Here is a 19,346-nt window from a genome sequence, read left to right on the forward strand (position 1 = left end):
AGTCTCGGGTTGCATGACGATAGAAAACAAGCTATCGGGGCGCTGCGAAATTTCAGCAGCAGGAGGCGACCATGTTCAGGATTGCGCGCTTCCCGGGTTCGATGCGCGATATTTGACGCGCACCCCGGGACTGGATCCCGGGCGACATCTCAAAACCCATTCTTAATCAAATCTGCCGCGGGCCTCCGGCGCCGCGCTTGCGGAACTATTGCCATGCCCTCGAATCCCGTGGTGGCGCCGAGCCGGGCGACCGCGCGCTCAGTGCTGCTCGAACGTCAACTCGAAAGATATCAACCGCACGTCCAGGGAGCGGTGCGAACGCTTGCCATGCGGCACGCGCGCATTGCCGACCTTGCCTTGAGCTTTCCCGCGCTTCTCTTCGCGCTCGCGGTCCCGCGGGCTGGGCTCAACCCCGCGCCGGCGCTCGCACGGGTAATTGACGGCCTCTCCCTCGCTGAGGTGGCCGCGGCGGCCGGTATGCCGCTTTGGCTGCGCAAGCTGTCGCCGGAGGCCTTCGTGCATCCGATCGGAAGATTGCCTGACGGCGAGCTGTTCCGCCGGCAGATCGCGAACCATCTTCCGCGCTCACCCAAGCTCGCCCCGAGCTGGCTCAAGATCGTCGCAGATGTCGCCGAACTCGCGCACGAGCCGGCGGCAGCGTGGATCGCGCGCGAGCTCATCCGCGAACCGCGGCGTATCAATCCGGCCCGATTGCGGCTGATCGGTCTGTGGTCGTCGTTCGGGCGGCAGCTGATCGAGCGGGCATGGACACCGAACATGCGCATCGGTGCGGCACTTGCGGCAGCCGAGGACTGGCGAACGATGATCGCCTTGCATGTGAACCTCGGCTCGGAGCCCATCTCCGACATGTGGCTCAATGCCGCTTGCGTGGCCGGTTACGAGTTCCTTCCCTTGAGCTCGATCTCCGCCATCTCCGAAGAGGCGAACGCCATGCGCAATTGCCTGCGCACTTACGGTTACAACCTGACGCACAACCGCTCACGGCTGTGGAGCGTAAGGCGGGACGGACATCGCGTCGCCACGCTGAGAGTTGCCTGCCGTTTCCGTGACCCGCTGCCCAATATCGTCGAGCTCAAGGGTGCCGGGAACCGAGAGGTGCCACGCGAACTATGGTGGGCGGCGCGCCAATGGCTCAACTTGCATGACCTCTCGCGGATCAACATGGAGCAGCGCAACTGGGGCTCGGCGCCGCTCGACCGTGCCACCTGGCAAGCGATCTGGCGGCCCTATTGGCTCGCCAAGCGCCGCATCCCGGGATGGCTGCCGATCACGCCGTCACGCGACGCGCTCGACGCGTTGTGAGTGTGGGGGTGATGCATCGACACAAGCAATGACACTCCCCCGCTGGAATCGAAAGCGCTTCAATGTCCGGTGGAGTGTCGGTTCATCTCCTCGAGCGGCCCGCGGATGGCGTCGAACTGCTCGCCAAAGCCCTTCCAATCGCCGGACTTCAGCCGCTCAACGGCCTGGTTGTAGCGATCGAGCGCCTCCCGGGCCTGGCTCGCTGCAGGGCTGCCGGCAGGCAGATCCTCAGTCGCGCCCGAGGCCGGTCGCGGCCCGCCAGGCTCCACGAACAGCGCCGACAGGGCTTCGCCGAGCGTCTCCTTCATCACGACATGTTCGCCGTAGGCCGCGATCACCCGCTTCAGCTCCGGCAGATGTCCCTGCTCCGCCCGCAGATAGAGCGGCGTGACATAGAGGATCGAGTTCTCGATCGGGATCACCAGCAGGTTCGCCCCGCGTATCACCCGCGAGCCCATCTGATTCCACAATGTCAGCTGTTGCGAGATCTCGGTATTCTGATTGATCCGCGCCTCGATCTGGAACGGCCCGTAGACGAGCTTCTCCTTCGGGAATTCGTAGACGATCAGCTTGCCGTAGTCCGGCGCGTCACAGCGCGCAGCCAGCCACGCGATCATGTTGTCGCGGCGGCTCGGCACCATGGGAACCATGAGGAAGAACTCGGCCCTTGGCTCGCCGGGCAGCCGCATAATGATGTAGTAAGGGCTCATCACCGAGATGCCGCCGCCGCCCGGCTGGCGCGGGAATTGCCAGAGATCCTCACGATTATAGAACACCTCGGCGGCCTCCATGTGGTAGGCCTGATAGAGCCGCGCCTGAATCAGGAACAGATCCTCCGGATAGCGAATGTGCTTCTGCAGATCCGCCGGCATCGCCGCGAACGGCTTGAACAGCTCTGGAAAGATGCGCCCGTAGGTCGCGGCAATCGGGTCGGCAGTATCCATCAGATAGAAGTCGACGGTCCCATGATGGGCGTCGATGACAACCTTCACTGAGTTCCTGATGTAGTTGAGGTCGAAATCCGGCACCGCCGGCGTCGAGGGAAAATAGGAGCTCGTCGTATAGGCGTCCTGGATCCAGAACATCCGCCCGCCGCTGATGACCAGATAGGGATCGTGATCGAGCCTGAGGAACGGCGCGATCGTGGGGACCAGTTCGCGGATATTGCGCCGGATCATGATCCGGCTGCGCGGCGTGATGTAGTTCGAGAGCAAAAGGTTCGGGTCGTTGAAATAGTAGGCGAACAGCATCTGCTGCGCCATCGAACCGATCGGAATGCCGCCGGTGCCGTCATAGTCCGCATAGACGTTGTCCTTTCCTTTGGGATAGTCGAATTCCGGCGTGCTTCCCTTGACGATGACGTAGTTGTCGGCCTCCTCGCCGTAATAGATGCGGGGCTCGTGGACGTTGGGACCTCCGTCCGCAACCGGGGGAATATCCCGCAAATAGAACAGCGGCAGTCCTTCGGTGCTCTTACGGGTGACCGGGCTCATCACCGCGCCGTTGCCGTGGGTGAACAGCACGTGCCGATTGACCCATGTCTGCGCGTTCGGCGGCAGCAGGGAGGACCGCAGCTCGCGCGCCGAGAGCATCACGCTCTGGTAGGAGCCATCGAGCCAGTAGCGGTCGACGTCGAGATCATGGAATTTGTAGTAGGTGCGGATTTCCTGCAGCTGCGCGTAGGTGTCCGACAAGGGCAGCCAGTCCCACAGCCTGATATTGTCGATCGTTGCCTTGTTGGCGTCGAGGGTCTTGAGGGTCAGCCTCTGTTCGGCGGCAAAGGGCTTGGCTGCGATCTTGTCGAGATTGTATGCCTGCCGGGTGAGCGCGATGTTGCGTTCGATATAGGGCTTCTCCAGCTCCAGTTCGCTTGGCTTGACGAAGAACTGCCGGAACAGTGTCGGGACGACGCTGGAAAGTGAGAGAGTGCCGGCGACGACGAGCATGACCGCGGCGGCCGGAAGCCGGTAGCTGCGCGCCCGCAAATTCGCCCACGCGACGAGCGCGGCGATCAGCGAAAGCCCGATCATGAACCACAGGGCCGGCAGGCCGACGTGAACGTCGGTGTAACTTGCGCCGACGACGACGCCGTTGTCGCCATAGAGCAGCAGATAGCGATCGAGCGCGTAGGACCACGCCTTCACCGCAAGAAGAAGACCGAGCAGTGCCGAACCGTGGGCGATCACGGTTGGCGACATTGAGCGCTGGTGAATGTCGTACACGATGTCGCCATGAGCCCAATAGATCGTTGCGGCGAATAGCGCGCTCAGGACGAGCGTGAGCAGCATCCAGTTCTTGATCAGGACATAGGCCGGCAGCGAGAACAGGTAGAAGCCGAGATCCTTGCTGAAGAGCGGATCGGCCGCGCCATAGGGCACCTGATAGAGAAAGCGCAGGAAGATGCCCCAGTAGCCGACCTCGGCCGCCGCGACGAGGAGAGCGAGCAAGGCCGCCCCGCCGGCGACGATCACGCGCCACGGCAGATGATCGCGCCACTGCGCAAACGGATCCGGCGGCGCACTCCCCGTGGCCGGCCACAGTGAAGCCGGCGCAACCAGTGTCGACCCTTTGCCGGCGAAACGCAGGGCGAGCGCCCCGTTCACCCAAAGGACGAGACCGGTTGCGGTCCAGACCGCGACGAGGACGGCGACCTTGGCGCCGATCGTTGTCCAGAACACCTGCAGATAACCGACCGACGAAAACCACAGCCAGTCGACCAGCACGTCGCTGGCGAGCGCGAGCAGGATCAGGCCAATCGTCGTGACGACGGCCGCAACGATCAGCCTGACCACGCCACTCAGCCGTGGTGCCTTGCGTTGGGGTCCGGTAATCCGGATCGTCATACGCCTGATCATAGCGGAAATGACGGCCATCCGCCGCTTGATTCGAGCCGGGATTGCACCTCACGGCGGGGGACGCGGAGCGCCAGCATCAGGCTCGCGGCGGTGCGATGGTCCGCCCAAACGTCTTTTCCTTTCGAAAAACCGAACTCCGGTGTGCTCCGGGGGAAAAATGACGCGCCGCCCTTTCCCGGCACGGATCGGACCGCGTCACCGTGCCGCGCACACGCGACCAGGGGTCGCCGGAGCGGAGCCGGGCGGGAAGCTGGCATCGCCCTTGCTCGGTACTTCACCAATTAGCCAACCTGGGTTGGCTCTGTTTCAGGTTGAGGCAGATATGATGCAACCAACGTACAGTTCTGGAACGACCTCGGTACGCCTGCAGGCGCTGATCGCCGACCTTCGGTGGAGGGCCCAGCTCTTCAATTCCGACATCGCTGATGAGGAACAAAAGGCCAGGGTCTTCAACGTGAGCGATGTGGCCTACCCGCTCATTGCCAGGGACCTGCGCGAGCGCCGGGACAAGCTGGTCGCAACCATCGCGACGCTGGAAACGCGGTTGAAGGATCTCGATCCCCTGGCACGCGCTGCCTGAACGGCGGCGCGGCAAGCGGCGCTGATACCGCCGATCCACTGGGCCAGCCGTCGCGCGCCATGGCGCTCCCGCGGCTTGGGGGCGCATCGCACGAACTCTTATGTGATTGAAATACCGATGTAAATTTCGCCGAGGATGGCCATCGATCCCGATTGGTGGCGAAACGCAGCGTCCGTTGCGGACGGGGAGGTTCCATCGCGTACCAGGCTATTCGCCAGGAGCGGTCTGTCCAAGAGGCCGTCGATGGCGCAGTTGAGATCCGCGCCAAGATTCACCGCGCGGTGATGCGTTTCACTTCTGCCTTCTGCACGCTAATTGCGACTTTGAGGACGCTGCATTGCAATAGGCGTCACCTCACCTACGCGAGGAGAGAGGAAGCAAGCCTCGCCAAGTCGACTGAAAGGATTTAAACTTGCCACTGACTAGTAACGTCCCGGCTGGGCGTTCAACCTGAATTGCGCTCCCGCCGCGACATAGGGAGTGCCGGATGATTGAATTTCTTCATCATGTATTCTTGAGGCGGCCTCAGTACGAGCGCCGCGAGCGCCTGCCTGCGCGCGAGAGCACCACGCGGCCCGCGTGATTTAGAGGCTGCGCGATAGTTTGGGAGACAGCGTATGTCACATCAAACAGCAGAAGTTTCGGAAGCCGAGATCGCGGTCCACTGGCAGGAAGAGAACTATGTCAATCCGCCCGAGAAATTTGTTGCGCAGGCCAACCTGACCGACAAAACGATCCTCGAACGATTCAGTCTCGACAACTTCCCGGACTGCTTCAAGGAGTACGCCGATCTTCTTGACTGGTACCGGCCCTGGGACGTCACGCTTGATGTGAGCAAGCCACCATTCTGGCGATGGTTCGTCGGCGGCAGGATCAACGCCAGTTACAACTGCGTCGATCGCCATCTCGCCAAGTACAAGAACAAGACCGCGATCCACTTCGTCCCCGAGCCAGAGCACGAAGCGATCCAGCACGTCACGTATCAGGAGCTCTATGTGCGTGTGAACGAGGTAGCCGCACTGTTGCGAGACGGCTGTGGTCTGAAGAAGGGCGACCGGGTGACGCTGCACATGCCGATGGTTCCGGAGCTTCCGATCACGATGCTCGCCTGCGCCAGGCTCGGGGTCATTCACTCGCAAGTCTTTAGCGGCTTCAGCGGGAAGGCCACGGCAGATCGCATCATCGATTCCGAAAGCCGTGTGCTGATCACAATGGACGCCTATTACCGCGGCGGCCAGCTTCTCGATCACAAGGAGAAAGCCGACGTCGCAGTCAGCGAGGCGGAGAAGGAAGGCGCCAAGGTCGAGAAGGTGCTCGTGTGGCAGAGACACCCGGGGCGATATTCAAGCAAGACGCCGCTGGTTGGAGGCCGCGATGTCGTCATGAACGAGATGCTGTCGGCCTATCGGCGGCGCCGGATCGACCCTGTGGAAATGCTTGCGGAAGATCCGCTGTTCCTGATGTACACCAGCGGCACCACGGGGAGGCCGAAGGGATGTCAGCACTCTACCGGTGGATATCTGTCCTATGTCGCGGGAACGTCGAAATACATTCAGGACATCCATCCGGAGGATGTCTACTGGTGCATGGCCGATATTGGCTGGATCACGGGTCACTCCTACATCGTCTATGGGCCACTGGCGCTCGCCGCCTCGTCGGTCGTATACGAGGGGCTTCCCACCTATCCCGACGCGGGGCGTCCGTGGCGCATTGCCGAAGAGCTCGAGGTAAATATCTTTCATACCTCGCCGACAGCAATACGGGCGCTTCGGCGCGCCGGGCCGGATGAGCCGCCAAAGTACAATCACCATTTCAAGCATATGACCACTGTGGGCGAGCCGATCGAACCTGCGGTATGGAAATGGTACTACGAGGTCGTTGGCAAGGGCGAGGCGGTCATCGTCGACACCTGGTGGCAAACGGAGAACGGCGGTTTCCTGTGCAGCACGATTCCGGCGCTGTACCCGATGAAGCCGGGAAGCGCAGGGCCGGGCGTACCCGGCATTCATCCGATCATCTATGACGAGGCAGGCCAAGAGATTGCTCCTGGCTCCGGCCGCGCGGGAAACATTTGCATCCAGAACCCCTGGCCGGGCTCATTTCAGACGATCTGGAAGGACCCCGATCGTTTCGTCCAGCAGTACTACGCGCGCTACTGCAAAGATCGAACGAGCCATGACTGGCACGACTGGCCGTACATGGCCGGTGACGGCGCTTTGCTAGCGGGCGACGGCTACTATCGCATCCTCGGTCGAATCGACGATGTCATCAATGTGGCCGGGCATCGGCTCGGCACCAAAGAGATCGAGTCCGCCAGCCTGCTTGTTGACGAGATCGCGGAGGCGGCGGTCGTCCCCGCCAGAGACGAGATCAAGGGCAAGATCCCCGACCTCTACGTATCGCTAAAACCGGGGCTCGCACCGAATGAGTCCATCCGCAAACGAGTGGAAGACTCCGTAGTCCGCGAGATCGGCGCCATTGCGCGTCCGCGCCGTGTGGTGATCGTGCCCGACATGCCGAAGACCCGCTCCGGGAAGATCATGCGCCGTGTGCTTGCGGCGATTTCGAACAACGAGGATGCCGGTGACATCTCGACGCTGGCCAATCCCGAGATCGTCGATGAGATTCGAAAGATGAAGTTCTAATCCGAGGTCGTCGAGACCCGTCCCGCGAAATCCTCGGACAGAGTACGGAGGAGCGATGGGCACAAACGAAGCAGTGGAATGCATCCGGCCATTGCTGGCGAGATTCTCCGAGAATGAGGAGACCGTGCGACGGTTAGTGGCGACGGACGGAACCTTCGACGCACTTTGCCACCAATACCGCCGCGTCACTGATCTCCTTAAAGCTTACGAGGCGGAAGCTGATCAGGAGGCGGAGATTAAGTGGCTCGAGAAGCGCCGGGCTGGTCTGGAAGAAGAACTGCTGACCCGCATTGAGGGATATCAGCCACAGTAGTGCTGATCTTGCGAAGCGCTCGTGGGCGCGCTGCCAATTAACTGGGTGGTCCGTTCGAGTTGAGTGACCACACTGGCGCCCGCCGCACGGACGCCGCCGTCTGTGGAAACCAAGGGAGGATTCTCATGAGCCAGTATGCTGATCCCAAAATGCTGGTTGATACCGCTTGGGTGGTGGCGCACCGGAGCGATCCGAACGTGCGTCTCGTCGAAGTCGACGTCGACACGGGTGGGTACGACCAAGGGCACATTCCTGGTGCGATCGCCTGGAACTGGACGACACAGCTCTGCGACACGCTGCAGCGTGACATCATCCCGCCCGGCGACTTCCGGCGGCTGATGGAGGACGCGGGGATTGCGAACGATACGACCGTGATCCTGTACGGCGACAACAACAACTGGTTCGCCGCCTGGGCGCTGTGGCAGATGAAGATCTACGGCCATTTGGACGTTCGCCTGATGGACGGCGGGCGACGCAAATGGCTCGAGGAAGGGCGGGAGCTGACTACGGATGTGCCGCAAATCGCCCGCACCAGCTACACAATGCCGACCGAGCCCGACTTCTCGCTCCGCGCCTATCTCAACGATGCGCAGGCGGCCACAGCGCAACAGAGCGCTGCGCTGGTGGACGTGCGCAGCCCCGACGAGTTCACGGGGCGGATCCTGGCGCCACCCGGCCTTCCCGAGACCTGCCAGCGTGGCGGGCACGTGCCGGGCGCGCGCAACATCCCCTGGGCCAAGGCCTGCAACGACGACGGCACCTTCAAGTCGGCAGACGAACTTCGTGCTCTCTACGAGGGCGAGGGAGTGACGGCGGATCGTCCGACGATCGCCTATTGCCGCATCGGCGAGCGCTCGAGCCACACCTGGTTCGTGCTCAAGTACCTCCTGGGCTACCCCGACGTGAAGAATTACGACGGCTCTTGGACCGAGTGGGGCAACCTCGTCCGCGCGCCAATCGAGCGTGCTGCAGCGTGATTCTCGAAGGAGGTGAGCGGGATGCAAGGCGGAACGGTGCTGCGCGCCGAGGACTATCGGCGCCGGCGAGATCGCCTCGAAGGCTGGGACATTGGCATCGCCTCGTACAAGCTCGGCGGCCGCTATTGCTGCGAGGTCGACAATGTGAGCCCGGGAGCCCGACTGGCGCGAGGCGAAGGCTCCACCCGCGAGGAGGCGGAAGCCGAGGCGCTGACTAAGGCAAGCGAGATGTTGGCGAGAACGCGGATGTTCCCCCCGCGATAAAGCGTTTTCGAGCGAAGCGGCTACCGGTTCGCGTGAGGGAAAACGCGTCAAGAATCTAGAGCTTCGGTTCTGCTTCAATCTGAACCGATCATGCTCCGGCAATTTGTGCGGAAATCGAGGCAGCGGCCCTGCGAAGGCTCGTTGTGCTAGACTTTGCAACAGAACAGGGCTGGCCAGCCCAGGGAGCGGCGCATGGAGTGTCCGAGTTGCCGGGCCGACATTCCGGAGGAGAGCAAGTTTTGCGACGCGTGCGGCGCGGCTCTCCCCGGCCGGTGCCCATCTTGTGGCGCGGCAATTCGTTCAGGCGCAAAGTTCTGTCCCGCGTGCGGTAAGCGGCTGACGGCGAGCGACGGCGACCCAACCGCCGCCACACCGACGGCTCCGACTTCACACATCGTGTCGGCCGGCGCATCCGCTGAGCGGCGGCAGCTCACGGTGATGTTTTGCGATCTCGTCAACTCAACACTGCTCTCGGCACAGCTTGACCCCGAAGACATGCGTGACGTGCTGCGCGTCTACCACGATGGCTGCGCGAGCGTTGTCGCGAGGTCCGAGGGTTTCGTTGCCAAGTACATGGGCGACGGCGTGCTCGTATACTTTGGTTACCCGCACGCCCACGAGGACGACGCCGAGCGCGCGGTCCGCGCCGGCCTGGCTCTGGTTGAGACTATCGGCGCAACCGCGCTTCCGCTCCCCGGCGAGCTGAAGCTGCAGATGCGCGTCGGCATCGCCACGGGCCTGGTGGTGGTCGGCGATCTCATCGGAAGCGGCGCGGCTCAGGAGGAGGCGGTGGTCGGCGAAACGCCGAACCTGGCTGCGCGGCTGCAGGGCTTGGCGGCCCCCAACAGCGTCGTGATCGCCGCCGATACAAGGCGCCTGACAGGCGGGCTGTTCGAATATCGCGACCTCGGCGCCGCGCCGCTCAAAGGCTTCGCCGATCCGGTGCGGGCATGGCAGGTGGTCGGCCCGAGCGCCATCGAGAGCCGCTTCGAGGCACTTCACGCCGCGAGCACCAGCACGCCGCTGATCGGCCGCGACGAAGAACTCGATCTGTTGATGCGCCGTTGGCAGCAGGCCAAGGAGGGCGATGGCCGGGTCGTGCTGCTGTCCGGTGAACCGGGGATCGGGAAGTCGCGCGTGACCGAGGCGATCGAAGAACGGTTGAGCGGTGAGCCGCACATTCGACTGCGCTTCTTCTGTTCGCCACATCACGGAGAGATCGCGCTTCATCCGGTCGTCAGCCAATTGGAGCACGCCGCCGGATTTGAGCGGGACGACAGCGCCGAACGCCGGCTTGGTAAGCTCGAGGCGATCCTCGCCCCATCGACCAGGGAAATGAAACAGGCCACCGCCCTGTTGGCGGACCTGCTATCCATCGGGGGCGATCGCTACCCGCCGCTAAACATGGATCCGCAGAGGCGCAAAGAGAGAACCCTGGAGGCACTCTTCGCACAGCTCGCCGGGCTGGCTTCGGCTCGACCGGTGCTGATGGTCTTCGAAGACCTGCACTGGGTCGATCCGATTTCGCTCGAGCTGCTCGAGCTGACGGTGGAGCGGGTTTCATCCTTGCGGGTATTGCTGGTCATGACGTTTCGGCCGGAGTTCCAGTCGCCTTGGACTGGCGACGCGCACGTGACGACATTGGCGCTCAACCGTCTGGGCCGACAACACGGCGCCGAATTGGTGAAGCGCCTCACCGGTAACAAGCAACTGCCCTTGGTGATCACTGATCAAATCACCGCCCACGCCGACGGCGTGCCGCTGTTCGTCGAGGAACTGACCAAGGCGGTGTTGGAAAGCGGTCTGCTGAGGGATGCGGGTGACCAGTATGTCTTGACCGGTCCGGTGCCTCCGCTTGCGATTCCGACGACGCTGCACGCCTCGTTGATGGCGCGGCTGGACAGGTTGGCGCCGATCCGGGAAGTCGCGCAAATCGGCGCCGCGATTGGCCGCGAATTTTCATACGAGTTGCTGGCCGCCCTGATCCCGCTACCGGACAAAACCTTGCAAGAGGCCGTGGAGCGCCTCGTCCATTCCGAGTTGGTCTTCTGTCGCGGCAGGCCGCCGAGCGCGACCTACACTTTCAAGCACGCCCTGATCCGCGATGCGGCATATGCGACCCTGTTGCGGGGCCGACGACAGGAACTGCACGCGCGGATTGCAAAAGTGCTGGAAGATCGGTTTCCGGAAATGGTGGAGCTGCATCCCGAGATCCTCGCCCATCATTGGTCGCAAGCGGGCCTGGTCGAGAAAGCGGCCTTTTATGCAGGAAGGACCTGGCTGCATGCCGACGGCTATCAGCGACGCAAGGAGCACTTGGGTGGCTGGGAGATCGGGGTGGTTTCGTACAAACTGGGCAACCGATATCGCTGCGAGGTTGACAATGTCAGCCCCGGGACACGCCTCGCGCGCGGTGAGGGCCCCACCCGGGCGGAGGCGGAAGCGCAGGCCCTGAACGAGGCACGCACGAAGTTGGCCGGAACGCGGGTGCGCTCCTAACTAAATTGAAGATTGCGGCTCCGCGCCATGATGGGCGAAAGCGATCCGCACAACTCGGGCTCGCACGGCTGAGACATGCCATATAATGGTATCAGGCATCAATTGAGCGCACTCTCGCCGTAATTCCCGAAATTATCGGGTCTCATTCCTGGGGTGCAGTCCAGCACCGTCACCGTGATTCCCCTGGGCCTTGCCCATCCAGCCTCGTCTTTTCCTGCTTTTGCTGCTCCAACTTGACCCGCTCTTCAATACGGTCAAACCGGCGGCCATACAGCAGCGAATTGGTGCGGCCGTTGCCTCGCGGATAGAATGCGTCCGTCGAGGCGAGACAGGTGACTTCGGGTGGATCGAGCCGCAGGTTCTTGAAGTCGTCCTCGCGGCTCCTCGCATCGACGACGCAAAGTGTATAGGCCGCGCGCCACTGGGCGTTCAGCTCGTAGCCGCCGATGACGTCCTTCAGCAATTCATCGACCTTTTGTTTTTCGGTCTTTTGCGTGACTCGCGCCTTCGGGAAGGCCATGCTGATCTTGACCTTGTGGATATCCAGGCGGGATCCGGCGAGATTGGTGGTGGCGTTCACCAGCCGGAATTCCTTCGGAACCGGCGCAAGCGTGACGGCCCCGCCAACTCTTCCATCGAACGTCGTGGTGAAGGTGAGTTCGTCGGTGAAGGTGTCCAGTGCGCCTTCCTGAACCGCTATCTTCAGGAACGTCGTGACGGCGCGCGCCAATCCGATCGTGCCGGTGATCGGATACACCGGGCGGACGGGTTGAGGCTGGAATGGCGGACGGTCTGTCGGGGTGTTTGGAAAGTGTTCGATGGAGCGGTCAACGTCGTTGCAGATCTTCCACCATTTCTGCGTCAGAAGGCCCCCGAACTTGTCCTGGTTCTTGAAGGTGCGTTTGGCCTGTCTGGTCGCGTTGGCATTGCCGCCGGCGTTGAGATCGAAGGTGCCCGCCGGGTTGAGCGTGGGCAACCGGAAGCCGACGCTGGCGTCAGCATGATTGGTTTCCGTGATGTCGAAGCTCCATTCATAGGCAATCGCAATATCCATGTATTGCTGCCAATCGCCTTCCAGATCGATCTTGGGGAAGCGCTTCTTCATCAGCTTCAAATTTTCCGGTTCACCAATGGTGTTCGGGTCAAATCCCGTGACCGACGGCTCCTCGTCCGCGAACCAGACCTCGACCTGGTGAACGAGGCCAAGCCTCAACTCGCAACGGGCGGCTGCCACGATCGCTTCCGTCGGGATCGGGGACACGTCATCCACCAACGGATGGATCGAGCAGCCTGCCAGCGCTGCCAAGGAGAAAACCGCGCCGATGCCAGCCACGCGGCTTGATGGTCCGAGCGCGCGGGCGGCCGCTCGTTTCACGGGCCCCACATCGGAGTTGCGATCACGTCCCAATTGACGGATCGACTCGACGATACCTGTACGCATGACGCCCTCACCTATGCCCAAGACACAACAAGACAAAAAACAACCAGCCTGGGCGAGCGCACCGGAGTCACGGCCTGGATCGGGCCGCTTCATTGCAACTCGCCAGGCACCGCACACAACAAACGGCTCGCGCTATTTCGAGCGGCGGCAACGAACCGGTGGCACCTATCAAAGTTCGCCCGTCTCAGAGCGGTCTCGCCCCGTCGCCGAGTCAGGGCCGCGCAAGCCTGCATCGTGGATCAACAGGCCACGCACGATCGAGTCCCACGGCGCACCATTCGAGCTCATAGCTCGGGCCATTCGCAATAATCGCGTAGTAGATCGGGTAGCAGACCGGATAGTAGCTCGGGGAGACGTATTTGCAGCCCGGGCGCTCAGCGCCGCTCAGCGGCTTGACCGTCCCTTCGCAAAAGCGTCGCGGCATGTCAGCCTGCGGCCAGTACTTCCGAATGACCTCACGTCCGTCAATGCGCAGAGCTCCGAAGCCCCAATGTCTGCCGTGGAATTCAGCATTGATCCGGGCGAACACCGCGGGATCATCGCAGCGGGGCCCCGAGTACACCGCCGGGGCCCAATTGCTTTTCGCTATCCCATCGGCCCATGCGGGCGACGCGCACAACGCGCTTGCGACCACGAAGCTCAGCGTCCTTACCCGCGCAGCTCGCACCGCATGCGTCCGACCTCTGGCAGCCAAGGGCAGAGCGACGGTTGGCAGAAAAGCCGGACTAGCAATGGATGCGATCCGCCTGAAAGCCGGCAATACGGCTGCGACAGAACTCGAATAGTATGCAATTGACGCCAAACGTCGACGCGTAACCCCCATGTCTGCCCCCGCAGAACAACAAAACTAGGTTGCAACGTGCATCTACAGGTTGTCAAGCGCCGCTTGGCGGGACGTCGAGGATTGCCGGGGCATTACTGTCGCAGTGCGCTCAATTCCATTCTGAAAAGGTCCGCGCGTGGCCGTTGCCGCGCTGGGCGACGCGGCCCCGGGGAGCCGGTCATGATGACAGAGGTGAGCCGGGTATCAGGATTGCCGGAAACGTAAGCCACCCTGCGGGGCGGTTGCGCGGGACGCCGTCACCGGCACGATCTGGCTGGCGTGGAACAATCAGCTCGCCAAACGTGCAGTTCGGTCGCAACCGATGCCGAGCCTGCGCTCAGAACTTCGCCGACCTGAGAATGGTGATGCTGGCGCGCCGCTCAGAATAAAACTGCGAACTCATCTGTGATTGAAATTTCAATGGAATTCGACAGAACCCCGGAATCGAGGCTGGGTTACCACGTATCTGCCAAGGCCTGCGGCTCGACCAGCAGACCTTGTCGTTCGTAACGGCGACGGGTCCTGCTGAAGCGCACGACGACAGCATATCGGGTGCTTTTCGCTTTCGCGCGCCGCGTGAGCAAGGCATCGCCCGCCGGCAGATACTTGAGATCATCGAGGCCAACGCAGCGGAGGCACACCGGGCCGGGCGTCTCCATCATCAACAGATCGCCGGTGCCGCCGCACCGATGGCATATCCACTCCGCGTGCAATGGCTGGGCGACCACCAGTTCCGGGGCGCGGCCTTCTTTTTCCGCCAAGCGCTCGCGCTTCTTCTCGGAAAGCTCCGGCGATACCCAATGTGTCCGATATGACGCCTCGATTGCAGGATTTCCGCCTCGGCTGAAGCGCAGCGTCTGGCGCCGCGGCGTACGACCGACATAGGCGGTCTGGCTTGCGAACAACCCTCTCGCAGTCGCCCAAGATCGGAAGAGCTGCATGGCTTCCGAGATGCGCGGTAGATTGGTCCGGACAGCTTCCTCCAGGCAATCGATCTGCCCGCGGCGCCAGCGCTCCACCGCTCCAGAGTCAAGCCACCCGATCCCGATGAGCACGTCGATGGCGCTCACAAAGTGCCGGGCGGCCAATGCCGCTTCTGCCGCTTTGGCGACACGATTAGCAAGTGGAACCCGATTGTTGCGGCTCATTCTGTGGTCGAGCTCGCTGTTCCGCGCGGTGCAACGTCATCCACCCAGCGCGGACACGTGCTTCAGATCCTGTCGGCGCTGCTTTGCGCACCGTTCGTAGCTCGCCTGGTTCTTGGTGGCAACCAGCGTGTGGGGGCTGCCGCGCCTTTCGGTCGTGAGGTCAAGGTCGCATGCGGCGCTGCGGACGCGTTGCTCGACATGGGTCCTGCGATCCTGAACCGCCTTCAGGCGCCATTGCTGCTGATCCGACGCAACCAGGAACGCGCCCAGTCCACGGCAGTCGCCGCATGTGCATTTGAGTGGATCAGTTCTGGTCCAGTCCCGTGGCGCCTCCAGCGGTAGGGCGATGCGCCTGCGCAGGTGGTCGAGAGACGCCTCACGGAGCCGCCCCAACGCCGGCCAAGCCCTGTTCTCCACAAGCTTGGCAGCCGCGAGAGCAGCGGGGACCAGCACGTCGTCCGGCGTGTACGTCTCCGGCCAGGCCAGCAGGTGCTCGATCGCACGCGCCGCGAGCCCCCCATCGATCCGGCTCGTCGCCGTCAGAAGATCGACGACAAAACCCGGCTTCACGGGTGTTGGCCGACTCCAAGTGTCGACCCGCTCCCGCTTCGCCGGGTCGCCCGGCAAGGCATCGATCAAGGTCAGGCCGATCTGCTGCAGGTCGCCCGTCGCACCCGTCGGCGCCGCGACGCAGCGCCGCAGCAGATCGCCGCAGGCGCTGAGATGGGCCGAAGCGTTACGCCTGACAATGCGGACCAGCAGCTCCGTTGCACGCGCGGCCGGAAGAAGGGTGGCGGCGCGCACGATCGCCCCGTTGTCGGGCGCGGCGTAATGGCCTTCCGCGGACAGTCCGGAGAGAAACTCATCGATGCACTCCACGTTCCTCAGCAAGATCTGCAGATCGAGCATCCGGCCGGCTTCGGAGTTGTCGTCCTCCCGCCAGGGCGAGCGGGACCAGGAGCGCAGCATGTGCCGTGAAAGCTCATTGGCTTCACGCCACAACGGCGACTGGATCGATGCGTTGCTCGTCCCCCAGCGCTCCGTCAGATCTTCGAGATACGGCAGCGTCGTGCGGAGGCCGGCCTGGTTCAGCACCGCGAGCCTCCGCGTGGTCGGCCACAGCACGAAGGCGGCACGGCGATAGGTGCGCTCGAAGGACGCGCCTTCGTTGCCCGTCGCCTCGTGAAAATGCTGCTCGTCCGGCATCAGATCCTCGAATGCGTCGGGCGGGCACAACTCGTCCTCGGTGAATGGGAAATCGTCGAACTCGGCCTTGCCGCCATCTGGACGTCGCCACGCGGACAGGATCAGCGCCCGGTCGATGACCTCGGCAACCTCGAATTCTTCGTCCTCGTCCTCGTCGCGGCTCCAGCGGCGACGTCCGTAATGGCCGGTATGTTCGGCGCTGCCGCTCTCCTCGATCGACACAAGGGCGAGGTGGAGATCGCAATCCGCCTCTGCGGCGGCCTTGACCAACACAGACGCCGCGCCCGCATCCGCGCCCTTGAGAGCGCTGAACGACAGCTCCGCCGGCGTGTAGGCGTGCTCCAGGGGCAGGATCCGCTTATCAGGCTCGCCCTCAGCACTCGCCCAGCTTCGCAGCAACTCCACCACCCGCCCGTGCTCTGCCCGATAATCGGGCGCCTTCAGCGGCCGATTCTTGCCGACGGAACGCAAATTATAGACGAGGGTCAGGCGCCATCCCGCCTTAACAGGGCGCACCTCATGCACGCAGTCGGCATAGAAGGCGGCGAATCCGATCTCCGACGGTTCCTCCGGACGCGGGTCGAGTACCACCTCCCGGCCGAGATGCTTTATGACCAATTCGCCGCCGCTATGGGTCGAGGGCAGCACGAGCACCATCGTCGCGAACATGCCGGCGACCTTCTCGGTATCGCGGTGGTCGACAAAGAAGCTGCCGGTATCGTAGACAAGAAGCTTATAGAAGTCGGCCTCAACCGGTTCGCTCACACCGAGTCCGAGGACTGTGTCAGCAACAAGTCCGGCGAGGCTCTGCTCCCAGCGACGCCCTCCAATCCGAACCTTGGCGGAATCGATCTGCCAAGTCCTCCGGACCTTGGGATCGACCACCGTCTCCTCGCCCCGCCCGTAGGGCGCTGCCTCGGCGATTGCGACGAGCCGCTCGGCCTGGATGGCCAGAATCGGAAAGGCGATCCTGCCCACGCCTTCGACATCGATCGTCGGCATGAAGATCTCCCGAATTCCGCCGACGCAAAAGTCGCCCGGACGCTCAACGGAACGCAGGCTGTCGAGCAACGTAGCACTGATCGACGACATGGAAACTCCCGGCAAGCTGGTCAGCGTTTCGAGGACGATCGTCAAGTCGACGTGGCGGGCCGTCAAAAAATGATACGCAGCGAACGCACGCGTGGCAAATCGCGATCATAGGTCACCCGGGCGGCCGCGTTGATGACCAAAGGGGCTGCCGCCTGAACAGCGTACGCCGCACACGGACCCGATCAGCACCTCGTCGATTGTGATGGTGGTTATGGCGAAGCACTGGTGACCAGTTGCGCACGTTCATTGTTCCTGCTCACGCCTGGGCCGTTCTCGATGACCGCCGGCGCCAATGTTCCGTTCGAGATCGAAATGCTCGAGTCGGTTTGCATGCGGCTGCCGCAGCGCTTAGGCAATAGCAAGCTGAGCCAACTAGCGGAGGACAGGCGCTTAGCTGAAGCCGTCTACAAGGTGGGGCTCGCGGACGGCGTCATGGATCGCCTATCTCGATCTAGCCGATGGGGCCTGACCTCAGATCACAGGATGGGTTGAGTTCTCGTGATGCCAATCTCCCTCGGCGTCATACGCGATAGTCCGAATGAAATCCGCCTTTCGCGAACCGAATGGGAACTTCAAGGCGCTCAGGCTGCGGCCCGCACAAGGTTGGGGGCCCGGTGGCGTGTTTGCCGCGACGCAGTCCCCGAGCTGTTAATTGGCCCCATTGTCTGAGAACAGTACCTTGTAGGGAGCTCCCAACTCATCCACCTCATCGAACTCATGGATGGATAGATAGGGACTGCCGCCCTTCAGAAGCTTTCTGACTTCGGACCGACCGAAGCTGATCCTGTCGAGAAAGCTGCAGATTGTTTTGCCCGATTGGTTCGCCCGCTCTATGCTTTCTTTGACGTGGGATTTACGCCGAGCTTTGATCGCAACCGCAAGATCAATGTCGCCCAAATCCGCCTTATCGGTGAGATATCTGCCAAATACGCGCACCCCAGTAACCTTGTGCGTGAGTTCGTCGCGCTGATTGATGCTGGCCATGCGAGCCAGAAAGGATTGGAGTAAGGCTTCGGCCTTCTCTCTCGAAATACGCGGGATGAACCTCGCATTGCATAGTTGCAATCCAAGAGGTGTAACTAGATAGCGCGTTTTGTCACTCTCGTGAGGTGCCGCATAGCCCGCCCTGACCAGGGCTTCTTCGATTTCCCGCTTCCGGCCGCCACTGACCTTGAAAAACTCTCCAATAGCCCCAGCAGGAAAGCTTTCCTCGTGAGGCCTGAGAAAGTCCCGCACCTTGATCAACCGAACCCCGGCAAGCGTCTCGTTCTTCTTCACCTGCATTATTCACCTGCATTATTGGTCTCTCATGATTTTGAACGTTGTCGCTTCGCGGAGGTCGTCGCCGCAATGGCATCAGAGTTACAAGGATCGCGTGCAGGGCCGTGATCTCCGCCGCACCGGCATGGACGAGTTTGGCACCTGCAGCACCGACCTGGACAACGCGGCTGCGTAGCCGGCCTTGTTGCACCTACGTGTAGAGCGTGGATTCACGCATCCCGAGCTGGTCTGCCAACTCGCCAATGGTCCATTCATCGGTCTGGCGTGGGATCTCCAACTTACGCCGGTACTGTCTCACGCCGGCATATCAGTTGCCAAAAGCCGGATCGCGGCGATCTTGGCCGGACTAAAAGCCTGCGGTTGTTCGCGCTGGAACCTCTCATGCGCGTCTTCGAGCTGGGTCTGTTCGGCCAACGCTCGTTCCCATTGGCCTCACGCGCACCAGCGACCAAGCGGTTCTCTGGCTCGACGGCATCGTATCTGATGCAGGTTGTAATTGGGGCCACCAGTCGAACCCAGGCATTGCTTCCACCTATATGCACGCAGCTAACAAGGATTGCGGCGTAATAGTTACAAACGACCGGGTAGTAGGAAGTCCCTAGTTTGGCACCACGTGGTGCTTCCGGATCACCACACATTGGCTGGGGAATACGATTTCTAAATCCATGTTTGGGTCGACGGATTTCTTCTAATTCGATCCCCTACACCGCATAAGAGACGCCCCCGTTCGGTCATCCACTTAGCGCGCGCGAGATGACTATGGTATGCATTGCGCGCTCGATCGGGGGCGCTCTCCGGATCGATGTGCAATACGACTCGAGCAACTTCCCTCCAGTCGGCTGAGCTGGTCCCGATTGTCTGAACAGAATCTCCGCGTCGATAAGTGGAGCGTCTGCCGG

12 protein-coding genes and 2 pseudogenes are annotated in these 19,346 nt (G+C 62.2%); 8 read left to right on the forward strand and 6 right to left on the reverse strand.

Translation table 11 applies throughout. The features are described 5' to 3' along the window. Positions 1–213 precede the first annotated feature (213 nt). A complete protein-coding gene (locus ACFFWD_RS27575) occupies positions 214–1,323 on the forward strand; it encodes a hypothetical protein (protein WP_376970581.1) in 1,110 nt (369 codons plus the stop codon). Between the two features lie 59 nt (positions 1,324–1,382). Here ACFFWD_RS27575 and ACFFWD_RS27580 read toward each other — a convergent pair whose 3' ends face one another. Next, entirely contained in the window at positions 1,383–4,166 is a 2,784-nt protein-coding gene (locus tag ACFFWD_RS27580) for a UPF0182 family membrane protein (protein ID WP_376970583.1), read from the reverse strand. 274 nt (positions 4,167–4,440) lie between these two features. On the opposite strand from ACFFWD_RS27580, the gene ACFFWD_RS27585 reads away from it, so the two are divergent. The 7 genes and pseudogenes from ACFFWD_RS27585 to ACFFWD_RS27615 all read left to right on the forward strand — a co-directional run bounded on the left by ACFFWD_RS27585 (position 4,441) and on the right by ACFFWD_RS27615 (position 11,456). Then, on the forward strand, positions 4,441–4,758 hold the full coding sequence (locus ACFFWD_RS27585) for a hypothetical protein (protein ID WP_376970585.1): 318 nt from the start codon (positions 4,441–4,443) through the stop codon (positions 4,756–4,758). 617 nt (positions 4,759–5,375) lie between these two features. After that, a complete protein-coding gene (gene acs / locus ACFFWD_RS27590) occupies positions 5,376–7,403 on the forward strand; it encodes an acetate--CoA ligase (RefSeq protein WP_376970587.1) in 2,028 nt (675 codons plus the stop codon). A gap of 55 nt (positions 7,404–7,458) precedes the next feature. Beyond that, positions 7,459–7,716, forward strand: a complete 258-nt coding sequence (locus ACFFWD_RS27595) for a hypothetical protein (protein WP_376970589.1) — start codon at positions 7,459–7,461, stop codon at positions 7,714–7,716. A 125-nt stretch (positions 7,717–7,841) separates the two neighbouring features. Continuing rightward, positions 7,842–8,693, forward strand: a complete 852-nt coding sequence (locus tag ACFFWD_RS27600; RefSeq protein WP_376970591.1) for a sulfurtransferase — start codon at positions 7,842–7,844, stop codon at positions 8,691–8,693. Between the two features lie 21 nt (positions 8,694–8,714). Beyond that, positions 8,715–8,957: a hypothetical protein gene (locus tag ACFFWD_RS27605; protein WP_376970593.1), complete on the forward strand. Its 243-nt coding sequence runs from the start codon at positions 8,715–8,717 to the stop codon at positions 8,955–8,957. A gap of 192 nt (positions 8,958–9,149) precedes the next feature. Next, positions 9,150–9,290 (forward strand): annotated as a pseudogene (locus tag ACFFWD_RS27610) (zinc-ribbon domain-containing protein); the annotation flags it as partial. A 63-nt stretch (positions 9,291–9,353) separates the two neighbouring features. Beyond that, on the forward strand, positions 9,354–11,456 hold the full coding sequence (locus ACFFWD_RS27615; RefSeq protein WP_376970611.1) for an AAA family ATPase: 2,103 nt from the start codon (positions 9,354–9,356) through the stop codon (positions 11,454–11,456). Between the two features lie 169 nt (positions 11,457–11,625). On the opposite strand, the gene ACFFWD_RS27620 is transcribed toward ACFFWD_RS27615, so the two are convergent. The 5 genes and pseudogenes from ACFFWD_RS27620 to ACFFWD_RS27640 form a co-directional block, all read right to left on the reverse strand. Continuing rightward, complete coding sequence (locus tag ACFFWD_RS27620) at positions 11,626–12,990, reverse strand: Y4kA family protein (RefSeq protein WP_376970595.1); 1,365 nt, start codon at positions 12,988–12,990, stop codon at positions 11,626–11,628. 1,185 nt (positions 12,991–14,175) lie between these two features. Then, positions 14,176–14,868: a hypothetical protein gene (locus ACFFWD_RS27625; RefSeq protein ID WP_376970597.1), complete on the reverse strand. Its 693-nt coding sequence runs from the start codon at positions 14,866–14,868 to the stop codon at positions 14,176–14,178. A gap of 36 nt (positions 14,869–14,904) precedes the next feature. Continuing rightward, positions 14,905–17,166 carry a 2OG-Fe(II) oxygenase gene (locus ACFFWD_RS27630; RefSeq protein ID WP_376970599.1) on the reverse strand — a complete coding sequence of 754 codons (2,262 nt, stop codon included), beginning with the start codon at positions 17,164–17,166 and terminating at the stop codon, positions 14,905–14,907. A 648-nt stretch (positions 17,167–17,814) separates the two neighbouring features. After that, on the reverse strand, positions 17,815–18,450 hold the full coding sequence (locus tag ACFFWD_RS27635; RefSeq protein WP_376970601.1) for a hypothetical protein: 636 nt from the start codon (positions 18,448–18,450) through the stop codon (positions 17,815–17,817). A 654-nt stretch (positions 18,451–19,104) separates the two neighbouring features. Further along, positions 19,105–19,346 (reverse strand): annotated as a pseudogene (locus tag ACFFWD_RS27640) (hypothetical protein); the annotation flags it as partial.

The sequence above is a fragment of the Bradyrhizobium erythrophlei genome, from assembly GCF_042430365.1.
Lineage (GTDB): Bacteria > Pseudomonadota > Alphaproteobacteria > Rhizobiales > Xanthobacteraceae > Bradyrhizobium > Bradyrhizobium erythrophlei.